The sequence below is a fragment of the Deltaproteobacteria bacterium genome (assembly GCA_016178705.1).
Lineage (GTDB): Bacteria > Desulfobacterota > Binatia > HRBIN30 > JACQVA1 > JACOST01.
The window spans coordinates 21,357-39,678 of the sequence record JACOST010000024.1; the positions used below are offsets into that span (position 1 = coordinate 21,357).

At 65.6% G+C, this 18,322-nt stretch carries 17 protein-coding genes; 4 read left to right on the forward strand and 13 right to left on the reverse strand.

What is annotated here, in order from left to right:
- Window positions 1-2: 2 nt before the first annotated feature.
- Genes HYR72_15865 through HYR72_15875 form a run of 3 tightly spaced genes read right to left on the reverse strand, consistent with a single transcriptional unit; the run spans window position 3 to window position 2,999 of the window.
- Window positions 3-1,124: a DegT/DnrJ/EryC1/StrS aminotransferase family protein gene (locus HYR72_15865; GenBank protein ID MBI1816455.1), complete on the reverse strand. Its 1,122-nt coding sequence runs from the start codon at window positions 1,122-1,124 to the stop codon at window positions 3-5.
- Window positions 1,121-2,458 carry an oligosaccharide flippase family protein gene (locus HYR72_15870; protein ID MBI1816456.1) on the reverse strand — a complete coding sequence of 446 codons (1,338 nt, stop codon included), beginning with the start codon at window positions 2,456-2,458 and terminating at the stop codon, window positions 1,121-1,123. The genes HYR72_15865 and HYR72_15870 overlap by 4 nt, the downstream gene beginning before the upstream one ends.
- Window positions 2,424-2,999, reverse strand: a complete 576-nt coding sequence (locus HYR72_15875) for an acyltransferase (GenBank protein ID MBI1816457.1) — start codon at window positions 2,997-2,999, stop codon at window positions 2,424-2,426. The genes HYR72_15870 and HYR72_15875 overlap by 35 nt, the downstream gene beginning before the upstream one ends.
- Before the next feature lie 87 nt (window positions 3,000-3,086).
- On the opposite strand from HYR72_15875, the gene HYR72_15880 reads away from it, so the two are divergent.
- Both HYR72_15880 and HYR72_15885 read left to right on the forward strand, forming a co-directional pair.
- Complete coding sequence (locus HYR72_15880) at window positions 3,087-4,586, forward strand: hypothetical protein (protein ID MBI1816458.1); 1,500 nt, start codon at window positions 3,087-3,089, stop codon at window positions 4,584-4,586.
- Between the two features lie 82 nt (window positions 4,587-4,668).
- Window positions 4,669-8,052 (forward strand): AAA family ATPase, encoded by a 3,384-nt coding sequence (locus HYR72_15885; protein ID MBI1816459.1) that lies wholly within the window; start codon window positions 4,669-4,671, stop codon window positions 8,050-8,052.
- Between the two features lie 32 nt (window positions 8,053-8,084).
- Here the strand turns inward: HYR72_15885 and HYR72_15890 are convergent, their stop codons facing one another.
- The 3 genes from HYR72_15890 to HYR72_15900 all read right to left on the reverse strand — a co-directional run bounded on the left by HYR72_15890 (window position 8,085) and on the right by HYR72_15900 (window position 9,292).
- Window positions 8,085-8,531: a hypothetical protein gene (locus HYR72_15890; GenBank protein MBI1816460.1), complete on the reverse strand. Its 447-nt coding sequence runs from the start codon at window positions 8,529-8,531 to the stop codon at window positions 8,085-8,087.
- Window positions 8,532-8,598: 67 nt separating this feature from the next.
- A complete protein-coding gene (locus HYR72_15895) occupies window positions 8,599-9,066 on the reverse strand; it encodes an SRPBCC domain-containing protein (GenBank protein ID MBI1816461.1) in 468 nt (155 codons plus the stop codon).
- A 7-nt stretch (window positions 9,067-9,073) separates the two neighbouring features.
- A complete protein-coding gene (locus HYR72_15900) occupies window positions 9,074-9,292 on the reverse strand; it encodes a hypothetical protein (protein MBI1816462.1) in 219 nt (72 codons plus the stop codon).
- A 410-nt stretch (window positions 9,293-9,702) separates the two neighbouring features.
- Between HYR72_15900 and HYR72_15905 the strand changes: the two genes are divergently transcribed.
- Complete coding sequence (locus HYR72_15905) at window positions 9,703-9,996, forward strand: nucleotidyltransferase family protein (GenBank protein MBI1816463.1); 294 nt, start codon at window positions 9,703-9,705, stop codon at window positions 9,994-9,996.
- Window positions 9,977-10,324 (forward strand): DUF86 domain-containing protein, encoded by a 348-nt coding sequence (locus HYR72_15910; GenBank protein MBI1816464.1) that lies wholly within the window; start codon window positions 9,977-9,979, stop codon window positions 10,322-10,324. The genes HYR72_15905 and HYR72_15910 overlap by 20 nt, the downstream gene beginning before the upstream one ends.
- A gap of 171 nt (window positions 10,325-10,495) precedes the next feature.
- Here the strand turns inward: HYR72_15910 and HYR72_15915 are convergent, their stop codons facing one another.
- The 7 genes from HYR72_15915 to HYR72_15945 form a co-directional block, all read right to left on the reverse strand.
- Entirely contained in the window at window positions 10,496-10,768 is a 273-nt protein-coding gene (locus HYR72_15915) for a hypothetical protein (GenBank protein ID MBI1816465.1), read from the reverse strand.
- Window positions 10,755-11,183 (reverse strand): PIN domain-containing protein, encoded by a 429-nt coding sequence (locus HYR72_15920; protein ID MBI1816466.1) that lies wholly within the window; start codon window positions 11,181-11,183, stop codon window positions 10,755-10,757. The genes HYR72_15915 and HYR72_15920 overlap by 14 nt, the downstream gene beginning before the upstream one ends.
- The gene (locus HYR72_15925) at window positions 11,173-11,460 is read right to left on the reverse strand and encodes a hypothetical protein (protein MBI1816467.1); all 288 of its coding nucleotides are present in this window, start codon (window positions 11,458-11,460) and stop codon (window positions 11,173-11,175) included. Before HYR72_15925 ends, HYR72_15920 begins: the two co-directional genes overlap by 11 nt.
- Window positions 11,461-11,574: 114 nt before the next feature.
- A complete protein-coding gene (locus HYR72_15930; GenBank protein ID MBI1816468.1) occupies window positions 11,575-14,040 on the reverse strand; it encodes an O-antigen ligase family protein in 2,466 nt (821 codons plus the stop codon).
- Window positions 13,989-14,654, reverse strand: coding sequence for a hypothetical protein (locus HYR72_15935; protein MBI1816469.1), 666 nt, complete (start codon window positions 14,652-14,654; stop codon window positions 13,989-13,991). The genes HYR72_15930 and HYR72_15935 overlap by 52 nt, the downstream gene beginning before the upstream one ends.
- 17 nt (window positions 14,655-14,671) lie before the next feature.
- The gene (locus HYR72_15940) at window positions 14,672-16,006 is read right to left on the reverse strand and encodes a nucleotide sugar dehydrogenase (protein ID MBI1816470.1); all 1,335 of its coding nucleotides are present in this window, start codon (window positions 16,004-16,006) and stop codon (window positions 14,672-14,674) included.
- 10 nt (window positions 16,007-16,016) lie between these two features.
- Window positions 16,017-18,317 (reverse strand): polysaccharide biosynthesis tyrosine autokinase, encoded by a 2,301-nt coding sequence (locus tag HYR72_15945; protein MBI1816471.1) that lies wholly within the window; start codon window positions 18,315-18,317, stop codon window positions 16,017-16,019.
- Between the last annotated feature and the right edge of the window lie 5 nt (window positions 18,318-18,322).

An 18,322-nucleotide genomic window follows, 5' to 3' on the forward strand; every position in this document is an offset into this window, starting at 1 on the left:
TTTCACACCTGACGACGGAAGTCGCGCACCGCCGCGATCACGCGATCCTGGTCGGCGTCGGATAGATCGGGGAACAACGGCAAGGTCACCACTCGCAACCACACTTCCTCGGTAACCGGCAACGCCACGCGGTAGGGTTCGTAGAGACGGTAGAGATGGCTCGGCATGTAGTGCACGCCGGCGGCGATCTCACGCGCCCGCAGAAAATCGACCAGCCGATCCCGCCACGGCGCCCGCGCCACCTTGATCACATAGTTGTGCCACGAACTCTGCGCGTATGATTCCTCACGCGGCACTTCCACTCCATCGAGGTCCCGCAGCGCAGCGCTATAGCGTGCGGCGAGCGCCCGCCGGCGGCCGTTGGTGCGGTCGAGTTTGCGGAGCTGAACCAAGCCGATTGCCGCCGCGATATCGTTCATCTGATACTTCAACTCGACTTCAGTGACGTCGTACTCCCAGTTGTAACCCCCACTGCTCGATCGCGCCCAGGTGTCGCGGCTGATGCCGAGCCAGGTCATGCGCCGCAGACGTTCGGCCACGGCCGCGTCGCTCAGGGTGATCATCCCGCCGTCGCCGGTGGCGACGTTCTTGATCGCTTGGAAGCTGAAGCAGCCGAACGCGCCGAGCGAGCCGAGTGGCCGCTCGCGGTAGCGCCCGCCGGTGGCGTGAGCGCAATCTTCGATGAGCGGGATGCCGCGGGCGCGGGTGATCTCCAACAACTCGTCGAGCCGGCAGGAGTGCCCGCCGTAGTGCATCGCGATCACCGCGCGCGTGCGCGGCGTGATGCGCTGGGCGACATCGTGCGGATCGACGTTGAGCGTGGTCGCCTCGATGTCGACAAACGCCGGCGTCGCTTTGGCCGCCAAGATCGCGTGATTGGTGGCAACGAAGGTCATCGCCGGGGTGATCACCTCGCCACCTTCGACACCGGCGGCGCGCAGCGTGAGATACAACGCCGAGGTGCATGAGTTGACCGCCACCGCGTGCGCGACATGAGTGAACGCCGCGAACTGTTCTTCGAACTGCTTGGTCTTCGGCCCGGTGCCGACCCAGCCGGTCGCGAATGGTTCGCGCAAGGCCTCGATCTCTTCGTGGTCGAACGACGGGCGGAAGACGGGAATCATGCCGGCCTCGCCTGCGGCCAGAGTTGCCGCAATGGCGTCAGCACGATCGCCAGATCACTGCGGCGCGGCAGCAACGCATCGATCAATCGGCAACCGGACAAGCGCGTGAAGATCAGTAAATTGACTGCAATCGCCACGCCGCGCCCGATCGAAACCGCCGCGGCGATGCCCGCCAATCCATAGCGCGGCGCGAGCAGCACACTCGCCACCAACCCAACCACCAACGAGATCAGAGCCACGAGGCCGTTTAGCATGGGCCTTCCGGCTTGACCATAGAAGTAGCTCGTCGTCACATGCGCCAGCGCGTAGAGAACGACGCCGGGCAGCAGCCACAGCAACGGGACGACCGCGGGTTCGAAGGCGGCACCGAAGAGCAATCGAATCAGCGGCCGCGCCACCAGCGCGAGCACCAGCGCGAACGCGGCGCTGCTCCACAAGCTGATGCGACACCCGACGCCGGCGAGGCGGGCTGCGTCGGCGCCGGTCGCCGTCGCCATTCGCGGCAATACACCGGTGCCGATCGCCGACGGCAGATGGAAGAGCAAGTTCGTGATGCTGACCGCGACTGAATAGTAGCCAACTCCTTCCACGCCGCCGAAGAACGCCGCGACGTAGTTGTCGAAGCGCCAGTTGGCTTCACCAATCAGTTGCACGCACCACACCGCCAGACCAAATTCCAGCGAGGCGCGAAGCAACGCCGCGTTAGGCCCGCTCGACCGATCACCGCGCGTCCACCGCCACGCGAGCGTAGATGCCACCACGTGCCCCAGCCACCACGCAGCCAGCGCAGCATGAACACCGCCGACGCTGAACACCAACACCGCGGTCGCCACTGGAATCACCAGCCACAGGACCAGCCCCACCGAATTGTACTCACCGAAACGCCCTTCGCCTTGAAAAATCCCGGCGAGATTTTTCATCAGCAGACCCGCCGGCACCGTCGCAATCACCCACACCATCGGTACCGCCGATACGTCCAAAGTACCGCTCAGCCACACCAGCGCGCCGAACAGCGCCATCATCAGCGAACCGAGGACAGCGCACACTAGCGCGTTGCGGCGCAGCGCGGCGCGCGAGAACTCGCCTTTGCCGGCAACGCAGCCGTGGTACATCGGCACGCCCAAACCGCCGAACGTGATGGCGAGTCCACCGGTCAACGTGACCAGTGATACGATGCCCTTGCCCGCCGGTCCCAGCAGCCGTGCGATCAGCACCGCAGTGACCGTTCCCGCTGCGAGCTGCGCGATCTGCGAGGCGAAGGTGAGGAGCGCGGCGCTACTCACTGGCATTGGCTGCCGATCAGCTTCGAGGTCGTTCATCGGACGGGTGCGCATCAATCTTCGCCGCCGGGACGCCAGCGACGACGGTTCCGGGTGCGACATCACGCACGACCACCGCGCCCGCGCCGACGATGGCCGCGGCACCGATCGTCACACCCGGCAGCACTGTCGCGCCCGCGCCGATGTATGCGCCAGCACCGATGCGCAGCCGCGCGGTGGTGCGCGGGTAGCGATCGCTCACGGGACTGTGCCCGGCGTCGGTGTGGGTTAGCAGTATCGCTCGCATCGAAATCGTCACGCGATCTTCGATCACGATGGGAGCGCGCAAATCGAGAAACGTCTGCTTGCCAATGTGACTGTGCGCGCCGACGGTGAGATTGCGGAAGTCCGGGTCGGCGTTGTGGACGACGAGAAACATCTCGACATCCGTGTCGTCGCCGATCAGCGCACCGAACGCGCGCAGCAGCGGAATCACCGAGCGCTTGGGCGCGCGGGCAAGGAGGCGGCAGACGCCGTTCATCCCTTCCAAGCCGAACAGTACGCGGCCGTAGGCGCAGACGGCGGTATCGAACAGCTTACCCAGTTCACCTCGCATCGAGCCATTCCATATTTCGATTCGTTTCCCTTCCATAGCGCGGCGAGTATACGGATGCGCGGCCGGCTCATAAAGCCCGCTGACCAAATGATCGACCACCGCTCCCAACGCCCGTTCGCAAATGTCATTCTGAACGAAGCGAGGAATCCCTCTTCGATCGCATGGTCACTGATCCTCGGGGTTCTCGGCACCACCATCGCTCTCATCTTCGCCCACGCCGCCGCCGGCTTGATCGACGACGATGCCTACATCTTCCTGCGCTACGCGGAACATCTCGCCAACGGCGACGGGCTCGCGTTCAACGTGGGAGAGCCGAGCGCTGGCGTCACGAGTGTGCTGTGGGTGGGTGTGCTCGCCGGGGTACGCTGGCTCACCGACGCCGACCTGATCGTCATCGCTCAAACCGTCGGCGCGGTGTGTTTCGGCGGCGCGCTGGCGATCATGACCTGGACCGTCGAGGCCGATGGACAGGCGCCCGTCGCGCGTGTCGCCGGCGTAGTCGCCGCGCTCTCCCCTGTGTTCATTTGCCAAGCGATCAGCGGGATGGAGGTTGCGCTGAACATGTTGTTGGTCGCGGCCGCGATCGCCGCAATCAGTCGCGCCGGCCTGTTGGCAAGCGTCACAACCGGGCTGGCGTATCTAACGCGCCCCGACAACCTCGTGCTCGCGCCGGTGCTGCTGGCATTGCGCCCGCGCCGGCGAGCCCTCGCAACGATCGGCGCGTGCGTGATCGTGTGCGCGCTGCCGTGGGCGCTCTACTGCCATCACGTCAGCGGTTCGTTCCTGCCGCCGACGCGGATTGGCAAGCTACTCGTATTTCTACCCGGCTGGTACGGGATCACGCTCGCCGAGTTCTCTGCGCTGCCGATCGTCGCACGGCTCGCATTCACGCTGCGCGCGTTGGAACGGGTGGCCTTGCTGTTCACCGAAGGCCAGGCGCGCGTCCTGGTTCCGTGGCTCCTGCTACTCCCGTTCGGTCTCGCGCACGTGAAGCGGGCCGTACGAGCGCCGCTGGTGTTGTTGGTTTTGTCGGCAATCGCCTACGCGCTGTTCTTCCCGCTGGTGAAGCTGCGGTACTTCGTCCATCTGTTGCCCTGGTTGATCCCAATTGCGCTCGCCGCGATCACTCGACTGACGCAGCGATCGCGGCGGGTGCTCTTTGTTTTGATTCTGTTCGCGCAAGTCGCGCTCTGCTGGCGTGCGCTGCCGCGCTATCGCGACTGGGTCACGTGCGAAGGCACGAAAACGCGGGCCGGCAAATGGCTCGCCGAGCACACGGCACCCGACGCGCGGCTGGCGCTCGAACCGATCGGCGCGATCGGCTACTACAGCCATCGGTACATCGTCGACCTCGGCGGCCTCATCAGCGCCGATGTCTGGCCGGTGATCCGCAACGGTCCCGATTTCGATCCCAACGAGCTGCTCGCGTATCTAAGGATGCGCCACGCCGACTACCTCATCGACGCCGTCGACGGCCCGTGGGCGGGGCGACTCCTGCGCGCCTTGCCTGACGCCCTTCATCTCGAAGCCACCATTCGCGGCCTCGAAGGCTGCGGCGCTGTCGGCGTGTACGCGGTGCAACGCTGAGTCGAGAACCACCGGCGCCCTGTGCAAAGAACCGACTCGCCGCTTGACAACGCGGTGATCGATCTGGAACACAAACACACTCATGCAGTGTCCCCAGTGTCAGCACGAGAACCCACCAGGCGCCAAGTTCTGCCTCGAATGCGGCGCGCGGCTCGCGCTCGCGTGCGGCCAGTGCGGCGTACAGCTCCCGCCAGGTGCGAAGTTCTGTTTGGAATGTGGCGCTTCATTGGCTGCAAGCGACAAGCTGAAAGCTGAAAGCCAGACTGCCTCCGAACCCCGAACCCCTAACCCCCTTGCTCCTTCCGAAGTCGGCGAGCGCCGGCAGCTCACGGTGCTGTTCTGCGATCTCGTCGGTTCCACGGAGATCGCCGCGCAACTCGATCCGGAGGACTGGCACCGCATCTCGAAGGAGTACCAGCAGGTCGCCGCGGCGGCGGTCACCCGCTTCGGCGGTCACGTCGACAAATTTCTCGGCGACGGCCTGGTGTGTTTCTTCGGTGTGCCCGAAGCGCACGACGATGACGCCGAGCGCGCCGTGCGCGCGGGGTTGGCGATTGTCGATGCGGTGCAGACGTTGAACAAGAGCCTCCTCCCTAGCCCTCCTCCGTTGCCGGAAATGGCAACAGAGGAGGGAATCCTGATCCCCTCCTCTGCGAGCATCTCCGCGAGCGGAGGAGGGTTAGGGTGGAGGCCGATCCTCTCCGTCCGCGTCGGCATGCACACGGGATCGGCCGTTGTTGCTCACGGCGGGGGCGCGGCGCAGGACGTCTTCGGCGACACCCCGAACATCGCGGCCCGTGTGCAAGGCGCCGCTGAGCCCGACACCGTCGTGATCACGGCGGCGACCCAGCGCCTGGTGGCCGGGCTCTTCGTCGTGGAAGATCGCGGGCCACACGCGCTCAAGGGGATCGCGGCCCCCGTCGGGCTCTACCGCGTGGTCCAGGCAAGCGGTGTGCGCGGCCGCTTGGCGGCGGCAGCCGCCAGCGGTCTGACGCCGTTTGTCGGCCGCGAGCGCGAGCGGCAGACGGTGGCGGAGGCGTGGGAGCGGGCACAGGACGGCGAGGGGCAGGTGGTGCTGCTCAGCGGCGAGGCCGGGATCGGCAAGTCGCGCCTGGTGCAGGAGTTCAAGGCCAGTCTCGCGCAGACGCCGCACACCTGGATCGAGAGCGGCGGCTCGGCCTACTACGACACCACGCCGTTCCACGTCGTCGCCGATCTCCTGCGCCAGGGGTTTGGCTTTCTGGCGGATCTCTCCACCGAGGCCCGGCTCGACGCTCTCGACCGGTCGCTCGCGGCGGTGGGCCTGAAGCCGGCGGAGGCGGTGCCGGTGGTCGCACCGCTCCTCGACCTGCCGCTCCCCGAGGGCCGCTATCCGCCCCTGTTTCTCTCTCCCGAGCAGCAGCGCAAACGCTTGCTGGCGACCTTGGTGGCGTGGGTGTGCGGCGCGGCACGGCTGCAGCCGAGCGTGATCGTGATCGAGGATCTCCACTGGGTCGATCCCTCGACGCTCGAACTGCTCGGACTCATGGTCGAGCAGGGAGCGCGCGAGCAGTTGCTGTTGGTGCTGACGGCGCGACCCGAGTTCCGCGCGCCGTGGCCGCTGCGGTCGCATCACACGCAGCTCACGCTGAACCGGCTGACCAAGCGGCAGGTGCACGAGATGATCGTGCGCGTCGCCGTGCGCGTAATCCCGCCGGGGGAGATGCTGGAGGCGCTGGCTGTGCGCACTGACGGCGTGCCGCTGTTCGTAGAAGAATTGACCCGCGCCGTGCTGGAGGCGGAAGGCGCCGCCCTGATGACGCGGGAGATTCCGGTGACGCTGCAGGACACGCTCATGGCGCGGCTCGACCGGCTCGGACCGGCGAAGGAGACCGCGCAGATCGCGTCGGTGCTCGGGCGCGAGTTCTCGTATGCGCTGCTGCACACCGTCAGCGGACTCGCCGACGACCCGCTGCAAGCGGTGCTCGCGCAGCTCACCGACGCCGAGCTGATGTATGTGCGCGGACTGCCGCCCGAAGCGACATACACCTTCAAGCACGCGCTGATCCAGGACACGGCGTACGAGTCGCTGCTGAAGAGCCGGCGCCGGGAGCTGCACCGCGCGGTGGCGGAGGCATTGACGGGCCGGTTCGCCGCCCTGGCCGCGGCGCAGCCGGCGGTCGTGGCGCAGCACTGGGAGACGGCGGGCGACGCGGAGCGCGCGACGAGCGCGTGGCAGGAGGCGGGCGACCGCGCCAAGGAGCGGAGCGCCATGGTCGAGGCGGAGGGGCACTACCGGCGCGCGCTGTCGGTGCTGGCGACGCAGCCGGACACGCCCGCGCGTGCCTCGCAAGAGTTGGCGCTGCAGATCGCGCTCGATGCCGTTGTGAGTGTCACCCGCGGTTATGTGTCGGCCGAAACCGAGCCGACCAGGAAGCGAGTGCGCGAGCTGAGCGCGCAAACTGGCGATACGCGACAACTCGTGTTTTCGCTCATACTTGCATGGGCGCTGCCGATCGCGCGCGGCGAACCGCGTGCAGCCCTGGTCTTCGCTGAACAGGCACTCGCGGCGGCCCGCAACGACGGCTCCAACTTCGCGCTCGCCTGGGCACATATGGCGGTCGGGCAGACGCAATTCGAGCTCGGCGACCTCGAGTCCGCAGGCGAGCACGCCGCGGAGGCCCTGCGATTCTATCGCGAGGAAGACCATCGCGACTGGCCAACCGAGCCTGGGGCGGTGGCCCAAGCGATTCTGGCGTGGGTCTCGGCGCACAAGGGCTTTCTCGAGCGTGCCCACGGCGAGATCGAGAAGTTGCTCGGGCACGGTCAGCGACTGACGCTCGCATCGCAGGGCTGTTTCGTGCACGTGTGTGCGGCTGCCGCGCACGCATACCTCCGCGAGATCACTGGCGTCACGGTGCACGCGAATCAGAGCCTCGCCTCTGCGCTGGAAAACGATCTGCCACAATTCACCGGATGGAGCCGCATCTTCTGCGGCTGGGCGCTCGCCCTTCAAGGTAAGCGAGAAGACGGGATCGCCGAACTGCGAGAGGGTCTCGTGGGCTGCGCCGCCACAGGGACTCGCGCGACGGCGGGGCAGTACCTCGGCTGGCTCGCCGAGGCGCAGCTCCTGGCCGGGCAGGTCATCGACGGCCTGAGCACCATTGAGGAAGCGCTGACAGCGGTTCCCGAGCAACGCATACACATCCCGGAGTTGCTGCGCCTACGCGGCGAGCTGCGCGCCGCCGCCGGCGCCGATGTCGCCACCGTCGAGGCAAGTTTCAATGAATCGGTCGCCCTCGCGCGCGACATCGGCACCAAGCTCATCGAGCTGCGCGCCACCACTAGCCTGGCGCGCTTTCTCGCCCGCCACGGCCGCACGGACGAAGCGCGCGCCCGCCTCGCCCCGCTCTATGCTTGGTTCACCGAAGGCTTCGACGCGCCCGACCTGCAAGATGCCAAGGCGCTGCTGGAAGAGTTGAAATGAGTCCGTCAGAAGCGGCGCCGGTACGAGTTGCTCTACGTCGATGAGACGTGGACCTGCGCGGGAAACACCTCTGCATTGCTTGAAACCCGACCAGCCGAGTGCAGCCATACGACTCGCGCCAGGGCGTAGATTACCGAAAGAACGATGGCCACCGTAGCGGTGAGCATGGTCGCGGGCGCGAGCCGGAGAGAGTGGAACGCCACCCCGGTTTGCAGGATGTCGCCCGAGAGCATCGCCAGCAGCACCCATCGCATCGTACGTTGATCGCGCCCCTGCAACACCGCCAGCTGCATCGCGCTCATGATGAAGAGCGTCACGCCGTACCAGCGACCCATTTCGACGCTGCTCGGTGTGAGCACATGGCCAAGAAAGTGACCTGCGAACAAGGCCGGTGCGGCCATGAACACCACGCCCGCGGCGATGTTCGAGAGAGCCTCGAGGTACAATACGAAGAGAGCGATGCGGAGCCGGAGGGTCACGACAAACCGCTACGCGATTTCACCGCTGCTCGCAATGTCACGCGCACGGGACGGCCGTCGTGTGCCGTCACGCACGCGACTCCGGCTCGCGTCGGGCGCGAAGATCTTCGGCACGACGTTGGATCGCGAACGACATGGCCTCGAAGCCGTGTCGGAGACGTCCGCCGAGGAGGAGGCGCACCACGCCGCCCATCCAGCCGGAGAGCTCGAAGTGCGATTGATAACGGGAGCGTTCGCGCCCGAGCGGTTGCAGCTCGTGGCAACGACGACTGACGATGGCCCCGACCGCGCCGCCCTCGACGCCGTAGCACAGCTTCTCGCCGGGAATGTGATCGAGGACCGTCTCAGTCTGCGGCTGGGCGAACCACGGGAATACGCGGACCTGCATCGCGATCGGAGCGCCGACGCCGAGCGTCGACCGGCACCCGACGACGAACGGATTCCACTCCCCGTACGCGCGCAGGTCGGTGATGACCTCCCAGACGACGGACGCCGGCGCGTCGATCTCGATCACGTGGTCGATGACGAACGGCACCGGCGGCTCAGCTTCCCGCCCGACGACCCCACGCCTGTACCAGCCGCGGAGTGCTCACGACCGCGCGCGGGTCCCCAGCGAGTACGTACAGCTCGCGCACCACGTCGTCGACCTCTTCCCGAGATGCCAGGCGCTCGGTCACCACGGTTTCGCCGATGTTCTGCATGGTGAGCGGCGCGATCAGCTTGACGTCGTCTTCCATCCCCGCCCGCTGCACGACGTTCATGTGGATGCTCTCGCATTCCGTGTCATGTAGGAGCCCCGGCAGCCGCAGCCTGATGTCGAGAGCGCCGCCGCACGACCTGCGAGTACAGGTAGCGCCGGAACGCGGGGATGTCCAGGTGGAAGAAGTGACCGCGGAGGCCGCGCCTGCGCGGCGAGCTGCGCGCCACCACCAGCCTCGCGCGCTTCCTCGCCCGTCACGGCCGTACGGACGAAGCGCGCGCGCGACTCGCCCCGCCTTACGCCACCTTCACCGAAGGCTTCGACACGCCCGATCTGAACGACGCCAAGGTGCTGTTAGAGGAACTGCGATGAAGCGAGTCGAGGGTTCAGAGTCGAGCATCCCCGCGCTGCCCCTATCGACTCTCGATCTCCTTGAACCCTCGCGTGGTGCGGCGTAGCATCTGCCCTGCGATGAATCCTTTGGCCGTCATAGAAAGTCACCTCGCCGAAGTTCGTGCCCTCGGAGCACGACGCATCGGTGTGTTCGGCTCCTTCGCACGCGGTGAGGCACGCGACGACAGCGACGTAGACATATTCGTCGAGTTCGAGGACGAGAAGCGCACCTACAACAACTTCTTCGCCTTGCACGAACTGTTGGAAACACTACTCGGACGCCGCGTCGACTTGGTGACCGACAAAGCCCTCGTCGAGACCAAGGCACGGCTGATCCTCCCGACGGTTCGCTATGCTTCCATCCACGTCTGAGTTGTTGCGCGACATCTTGCGCGAAGCGGAGTTTCTGGAGAGCGAAGCGCGGCGGACCAACCAAGTGGCGTTCCTCGACAACGAAGTCCTCAAACGCGCCTTCGTGCGAAGCGCGGAGGTCATCGGCGAAGCCGCCAAACAAGTCCCCGAGGATACGCGCGCGCAGTTCCCGAATTTCGAGTGGAAGAAAATGGCCGGCATGCGCGATCGCCTCATTCACGGCTACGCCGGCGTGGACTACCTAATCGTCTGGGACGTCGCGGTCACCCATGCTTCGGAACTTGCCGCGAAACTCCGCCCTATCCTCAAGGGGCTGAGCGACGCATAGTCCGTCGTTCTGTTGGCGGTTGAGCGGCATCGTCAACGGCTCGTCACGGTTACGCGACTACCAACGGCTGCCTCTGAAAGACAGGCAAGACAGTCGCGTGATCCGCGGCGCGTGTATCGAAAACTCCTTTCGCACCGTAGCGCGGGCATCCGCCATCGACATCGTGCCCGCTTACGACCCGAAGTACGCCAAGAACTCCTTCGCTTCACTATTTCCCGGGTCGGCTTGGAGGACGAGATTGTAGAACTCGCGCGCTTCGCTGCCCATTTCGAGTTGGCGGTAGTTGCGCGCCAGCGCGAGTAGAATCTCGCCGCGGTGGTCGTGGACGAACGGAGTCGGCGGGTCGGCGAGTAGGCGGCGATACTGTTCGTTGGCTTTGCCGTACTCTCGACCACCTTCGTACAAACGCGCCAAACGATAGCGGTACTTCTCAGCACCTCTCACGATTCGGCACGATCCGGAAGCGACGGCGGCCATCGATTCGATAGGTCTCGAAGTCGTCGTAGTCGATGGTGAAGATTGTATTCAACGACTCCCGGCGCGCAAGGTGCACCAGCGTCGCATCGGCGAAGTCCATTGGCCGGTCATGGTAGCGCGCCATCAACGCGTCGAGCGCCGCCAGATCCGCGTCGTCGATCGTCGCGACGGTGACTGCTCCGGAGCGGACAAATCTCCATGCGGCCGCAACATCGCGTCGTTGATCGCCAATGAGATGGAACAGCTCGGCCAGAACCGCCGCCGAGGTCAGCAGCGGCAATCGAAGATACGAGAACGCGGCAACACATGCTTCATGCCATTTGTCGTCGCGGTCGAGCAGCGCGAGCAACGCGCCGGTATCGACCAGCACGCTAGCGGGCACGGCGCTCAGCCAACCGCCGCCGGATCAGTTCACGCGCCTCCTCGGAGCGACGCTGATTGCCGCTGCGGATGACCCCGAGTGTTCGCACGGCCGCCGCGTGCAAGCGCGCTTGTTCTGATCCGTCGCCGCCTGATCTCACCCGAAGATCGGCCAACCACTCATGCACGACACGATCCAGCAGACGCCCGATGGAGCTGCGTTCGCGACGGGCGGCGTGCTCGAGCGCGGCCTTGGTCTCCGGCGCAACCCGCCAACTGTACACTTCGCTCTTCGCCATGCACCACACCGTAGTGCATCCAGAGCAGCCGGTCAATTTTCCCGTGCCTCGCCGTTCCGCGGATCGTTCTTGAGCACCAGCTCGTAGCCATGGGCGGCGGACGACACCTCCCCCCTACGATCCGAAGTACGCCAAGAACTCCTTCGCTTCGCTGTTGCCCGGGTCGGCTTGGAGGACGAGGTTGTAGAACTCGCGCGCTTCGCTGCCCATTTCGAGTTGGCGGTAGTTGCGCGCCAGCGCGAGCAGGATTTCGCTGCGGTGGTCGTGGACGAATGGGGTCGGCGGGTCGGAGAGCAGGCGGCGGTACTGTTCGTTGGCTTTGCCGTACTCTCGACCACCTTCGTACAAACGCGCCAAACGATAGCGGTACTCCGACGCGCCCGGTGGCGCCACCGCGACGGCGTCGCGCACCAAACGCGCCGCGGCGGCGAAGTCGCCGCGGCGCTCGTAAATGGCGCTGAGTCCGGTGAGCACGTCGGGATCGCGACCGCCGTAGCGGCGGGCGGCGCTGAGCGCTTGCTGCGCCTTCTCCGGTTCGTTCGCGCCGAGCCAGTTGTAGCCGGCGTGTTTGAGCATCTCGGCGCGCATGAGATCATCCTCGGCCAGGATGCCGGCGCGACCGTACGCTTCCGCCGCGCCGCGCGGATCGCCGCGGAACTCGCGCACGCGCCCGAGCAATCGCGCGTCGCCGAGGCGCGCATCGTTCGACTTCAGCGCGCGGCCCAACTCGTCGTCGAGCGCTTGCGCCACGCGCGCCGAGTCGTCGAGACGGCCGGCGTCCTTGTAGGCCAGCGCAAGATAGAGGCGCACTTCCGGATCGGGCGGCAGCAACCGCTGCGGCAGATCTGGGTCCCAGATGATCGCGGTGCGCAGCAATTCGCGGCCACGTTCGGGATCGAGGGTGAGTGCTTGCTGCGTCCACTTGGCCGCGCGCGCTTGATCCACGGCCGACAGCAGCCCCCAATGCGTCAACGCCCATTCGGCCGCGACGCGGGTCCAGCCGCGATCGCGCGGCTGCAACCACACCGCGCGGTCGAAGATGTCGACCACGGCGTGGACGACTTCGACCGGGAGATAAAACCCGTAGCGCACCTCGGCGAGCCCCGACAGCGCCTCGCCGAGGTGCAGGTGCGCCGGCGCGTTGCTCGGCCGCAATTCGACCATGCGGGTAAACCCCTGCACCGCAGCCGCCCACGCATCAGCGATCTGCTGGCGCCGCGCCTCGCTGCTCAGATACGCGCGGTCGCGCATGGCGTCGTGACCAATCTGCAGCGCGAACGTAGCGGCGGCTTCGACCAACTCGACTTGCCCGCTCGCCATTCGCAACGCTGTGCCGACCTTGTGTACCTGCACCGGTCGCGGGTCCGGCGGACCGGCCAGCGGATTCACCAGCGTCGTGTTGGGGAAGATGCTCCGCACCAGCGACTCGACCCAGTAGTTGCGGACGACGATCACCATCGCCACACCCGCCGCGACGATCGCCGCGATCGCCACCGCGCGCCGCCGCAGCGGCACGACACCTTGCAGACCCAATTCGGAACCGCGATCGAGCAAGCGCACGGTGATGCCAAACGCGACGGTGAACAGCAGCCCGTTGGACGGGATGTGGAGATTGAAGTCGGTGAAGGAATGAAACAGCAGCGCGGTCATCGCCGTGATCAGACCGAGCGCGATCAGAACTTGCACGTCTTGTGCGTCGCGCACGCGCCGGCGCAGCAAGCCGATGAAGCGAACGAACAGCCAGGCAAAGCAGATGGTACCGAGCACGCCGCTCTCGACCAGCAGCTGGAAGTAGTCGTTGTGAGCGCGATCGAAGTAGGTGCGCGTACCTTCAGGTTGGTAACGCGGGAACAGCCATTCGAAGTTTCCGAGGCCAATGCCGAAGACTGGAAAGTCGCGCGCCATCACCAGCGTCTCGCGCCACAAACTCGGGCGCGAGTAGGGCGTGAGCTGCATCTCGCCACCGAAGCGCGCCATCATCTGCGGCGACTGCAACCACAGCAGAGCGAGCGCCGCGAGCGCGACGGCGCCGATTGCCACGCGTCGGAGCGTCAATTGCCGGCGCCAGGCACCGAGCGCGAGTGAGCCGACCGCGAGGCCGCCCAGCGACGACAACACGCCGCCGCGGCTCTGCGTCATGCCCATCGCCATCAGCATGATCGCGGTCGCACCGAGCAGCAGCAAACCGATCGCGCTCGCACTGCCCTGTCCGCTGCGCGGCGGCGCGGCTTCGCGACGACTCTGCGCGGAGCGCCGGCGGCGACGGCGGGCCGGAATGAAACTCAGCGCGAGTGCAATAGTGATCGGAATCGCCAACTCGAAATAGCCGGCGAGATGACCGCGGTTGACGAACGTGCCGGTGGCCGAATCAACGTAGACGGTTTTGCGCAACCAGAAGATCTGCGGATGGCGCGCCACCACTTGATAGATGCCGTAGAGCGCTTCGACGATGCCGATGGCGGCGACTACCGCGAGCCAGGCGCGGACGCGGGAGAAAAAGACGTCGCGTGATGACGAGTCGGAGCCGGCTACACGTTGCTCACCGCGCTGCCCAAGCCTCCACGGATATGCGATGAGCAAAAAAAAACCGCGCTGTAGGTCAGCATGCGCAGCAGTTCTTCGACGTCGCGATAGCGATAGATCGACAACGGGCGCCAGCGGCTCATCGCGGGCATTCGCTGCACCAGCGCGGTCAACTCAGCCACCACCGGCGCCGCGCTCGCCACCGCCGCGTCCGGTTGGTCACTCACCGAGGCGAGCGGCCCGACCTGCGGCGGCCGGCCGGCATTGTCGCGCAACGCGGCGACGATCGAATCAAGTTGGCTGAACGGCTTGTCGTCAGGCCAGCCCAGCAGGTGATCGCGATAGAGCGCGTAGGTGTTGGGGCTCAGCACTCGGAGCACTGCCGGCGGCAACGGCAGCAACTGCACCACGGCGAGCGCACCGAAGCACAGCATTGGAAGACTCCAACCGCGGAGGCGGTCGTTGGCCGCGGTGGTGCTGCCACACACCAGCGCCTTGCTGCCCCACACGATCACGAGCGCTGCGGTGAGCAGCTCCATGATCGCCTGCGCCCACGCGTGTACCGAGCCAAAGGCGAGCGGCGTGAACACCAAGAGCGCGATGACGCCGCCGTGAACGAGGGCATCGCACCGGCGGCCGAAGCGCTCGCGTTGAATGGGCGACGACGTCAAGGTTTGCAACCGAACTCTCAGGCGGGAACGATCTTCTCGCGACCGCGGGTGACGCGGCGGGTGGCGTTGCGGGTATCGACCACCAGCGCGCTGGCATCGACGATGAATTGAGAGTCGTACGAGCTATGATCAGTGGCGATCACCACAACATCGGCCCCGGCGAGTTCCGGCTTGGTTAACTCCACCGACTTCAACTGGAAGTCGTACTGTCGCGAACGCTTCAACACCGGCACGTACGGATCGTTGTAGCTGACGACGGCACCCTTCGCTTGGAGCAGCTCGATCAATTTGAGCGCGGGCGATTCGCGGGTGTCGTCGAGATCTTTCTTGTACGCGACCCCGAGCACCAACACGCGCGCGCCCCGCAAGCTGCGGCTGCGTTCGTTGAGCGCGTCCATCACCTTGGCCACGACAAACGCCGGCATCGCGTGATTGATTTCGCCCGCCAACTCGATGAAGCGCGTGGTCAGTTCGTACTGACGCGCTTTCCACGTGAGATAGAACGGATCCACCGGAATGCAGTGTCCGCCCAAACCGGGACCGGGATAGAACGGCGTGAAGCCGAACGGCTTGGTGGCGGCCGCATCGATCACCTCCCAGACGTCGATCTGCATGCGGTCGAACAGCACCTTCAACTCGTTGACCAGCGCGATGTTGACGCTGCGATAGATATTCTCCAGCAGCTTGGCGGCCTCGGCGACTTGCGTGGAGGACACCGGCACGACTCGTTCCACAACCGCGCCGTAGAGCGCCGCCGCCAGCTCGCCGCAGCGGCGCGTATGACCACCGATCAGCTTCGGGATGGTGCGCGTGTTGAAGTGCGCGTTGTTCGGGTCCTCGCGCTCGGGGGAATACGCGAGGAAGAAATCGGCGCCGGCGCGCAGCCCGCCGTGCTCCAGAATCGGCCGCACGACTTCGTCCGTCGTGCCGGGATAGGTCGTGCTCTCCAGCACCACCAGTTGCCCGGCGCGCAGATGGGCGGCGACGCTTTCGGTGGTCTTCACGACGTAGGAGAGATCCGGTTCGCGATTCTCGGTGAGCGGCGTCGGCACACACATGAGGATGGCGTCGCACTGGCGCAGCAGCGCGAAATCGAGCGTCGGATTGAACGCGGCTTTGCCGGCGGTCAGCGTGGCGGTGGTGAGCAGCGGCGCCAGCCGGCTGGGGGGCAAATGATGGATATAGCTACGGCCGCCGCGCAGGGCATCGACTTTGACGGGATCGACGTCGAACCCGTAGACCGCGCAGCCCGCCTCGGCGAAAGTTGCCGCCAGCGGAAGTCCGACGTAGCCGAGGCCGATGATGCCAACAATGCCGCGTCGACCGGTGAAGGCGGCTAACAAATCTGCCATGCGCGGGCGCTCAGATCTCAACGTCGGCGACGTGCTCGCCGTCTTGGGCGCCGTAGTACGAATAGGTGTCGCGGCTCTGGTAGTAATAGTCGCCACTGTTCACGTTCACGTTGTTGAGCACGACCCCGAGGATCTTGGCGCGCGCGTACTGCAGGCGGTCGCGCGCCCGCTGCACGACGTCCTTCGGCGTGTGTTGTCCGCGCGTCACCAGCACCACGCCATCGACCATCGTCGACAGCAACACCCCGTCGCTCACCGGCAACACCGGCGGCGAATCGATCAACACGTAATCGAAACCTTCGCGCAGCAGTGCCAGGGTCTCGCGCATTTTGACTGAGCCAACCAGCTCGGCGGGGTTCGGCGGCACCGGCCCGCTCGATATGAGGAACAGGTTTTCGATCTTGGTCGGCCGCACCGCATCGCGAAGTTCGCCCTGGCCGGTCAGCAACGTGCTCAGGCCGTGGCCGTTCTCGGTGCCGAGCACGCGATGACAGCGCGGCCTGCGCATGTCCGCATCGACCACCAGCACGCGCGCGCCGGACTGCGCCAGCGTGATCGCCGTGTTGATGGCGGTGATCGTTTTGCCCTCGCCGGCCTGGCCACTGGTGATTAGCATCAGGCGCGGCGCGTTGTCGGCGCTGGACAACAAGATGGCGGTGCGAATGGTGCGATAGGCTTCCGAAACCACCGAGCGGCCGTGATGCAGTGTGACCAGCTCGCGCGGGAGTCCGTCGTGAGCGGCGATCGCCGGAACGTGGGCGGCGGACGGTTCGCGCGGCGTCGCGCTCGACGCGAACGTCGGCACGATGCCGAGCGCCGGCACCCGCACGAACCGTTCGACCTCTTCCGGTGTCTTCAACGTGTTGTCGAGATACTCGAAAAAGAACGCCAGCGCCGTCCCCAGCGTCAGACCCGCCACCAGGCTCAGCAGCAGGTTGAGCGTGCGCTTCGGGCGCGAGGGATACAGCGGACTTTCGGCCTTGTCGACAATGGTGACGTTGGAGACCCGCAAGCTGTCGGCAACGGTCGTCTCCTTCATGCGCGCCAGCGTACTCTCGTAGAGCGCGTGACTGGTATCGACGTCGCGCTTGAGCATGTTGTAGTCGACCGAATTCTCCTTCTGATCGAGCGCGGTGTTCTTCTGCGCTTCAAGCTGGACGCGCAGCTCCTCCTCGCGCCCCTTTGCGGCCATGTAGCCCGACTCGATGCCGCCGACGACCTTCTTGATCTCAGCGTCGATGCGAGCATGTGCGGCCTCGACTTCACCCTTGAGCTGCTGCATCGTCGGGTACGCGGGTTTGAACTTTTCGCCCATCTGGGCGTACTTGGCTTCTAGTTCCGAAGCCGTTTGCTTGAGGTGTTGGATCAACGGGCTGTCGATCACCGCCGGCAACGCCTCGTAGTTGCGTGTCTTGATGAGTAAGTACTGCGACTCGTATTGGATGCGGTCGGCCTGCGCGGTGGTGAGACGCTTGTTCAAGTCGTCGAGGCGGCCGACGACGATGTTCTCGCGATTGTCGAGGGAGATGATGTGGTGCTCTTTGCGATAGCGATTGAGCGCGCCTTCGGTGGTTTCGACCTTTTGCTTCAACTCGGTGAGTTTGGTTTCGAGAAACTGCTGCGCGTCGCCGGTCGCATGATAGCGGCCCTCCATCCCTTGCTGGATGTAGGCATTGGCGTGCGCGTTGGCGATCTGCGCCGAGAGGCCGGGATCGTGCGTACTGAAGCGCACGCGCACCAGGCGCGAGTTCTTGACCGGTTCGACTTCGAATAGTTCGAGATAGAGATCGATCAAGCGCGGATCGACCCCGAGCTCTTGGCTCTCGGGCTCGCTTGCCGGCGCGGTGCTGAACCAGCCGCGCACGGCAGCCATTGCGCGTCGCAACATGCCGGGTTGGCTGCCGCTGAGGAAACGCGGATCATTTTCGAGTGCCAAGTCGCGCAGCACGCGCGCCGCCAAGGTGCGACTCTCGAGGATGCGGAACTGGGTCTGGTAATAGTCGTACTTCTCGGGGCCGAAGACGTCGGGCTGGGTCACCTCCTCGATCTTCACGACGTGCGGCGCCTGCTTCTCGATCTGCAGCGTCGCCTCGGCCGTGTAAGTGCGTTCGGTGGTGAACGTGATGAACGCCGTGGTCGTCACCACGACCAAGGTGAACAGCGCGATCACCCAACGATGCTTGAGGATCACCTGCCAGTAATCGCGCAGGTGGGTGTCGTTCGCATCGGCGAACGGAGCCATCGGAGGCGGCATCTCGTTCGGCGTGATGCGGTAGGGCGACAACTGATTCATCGATGCGGTGTCACTCATAGGAT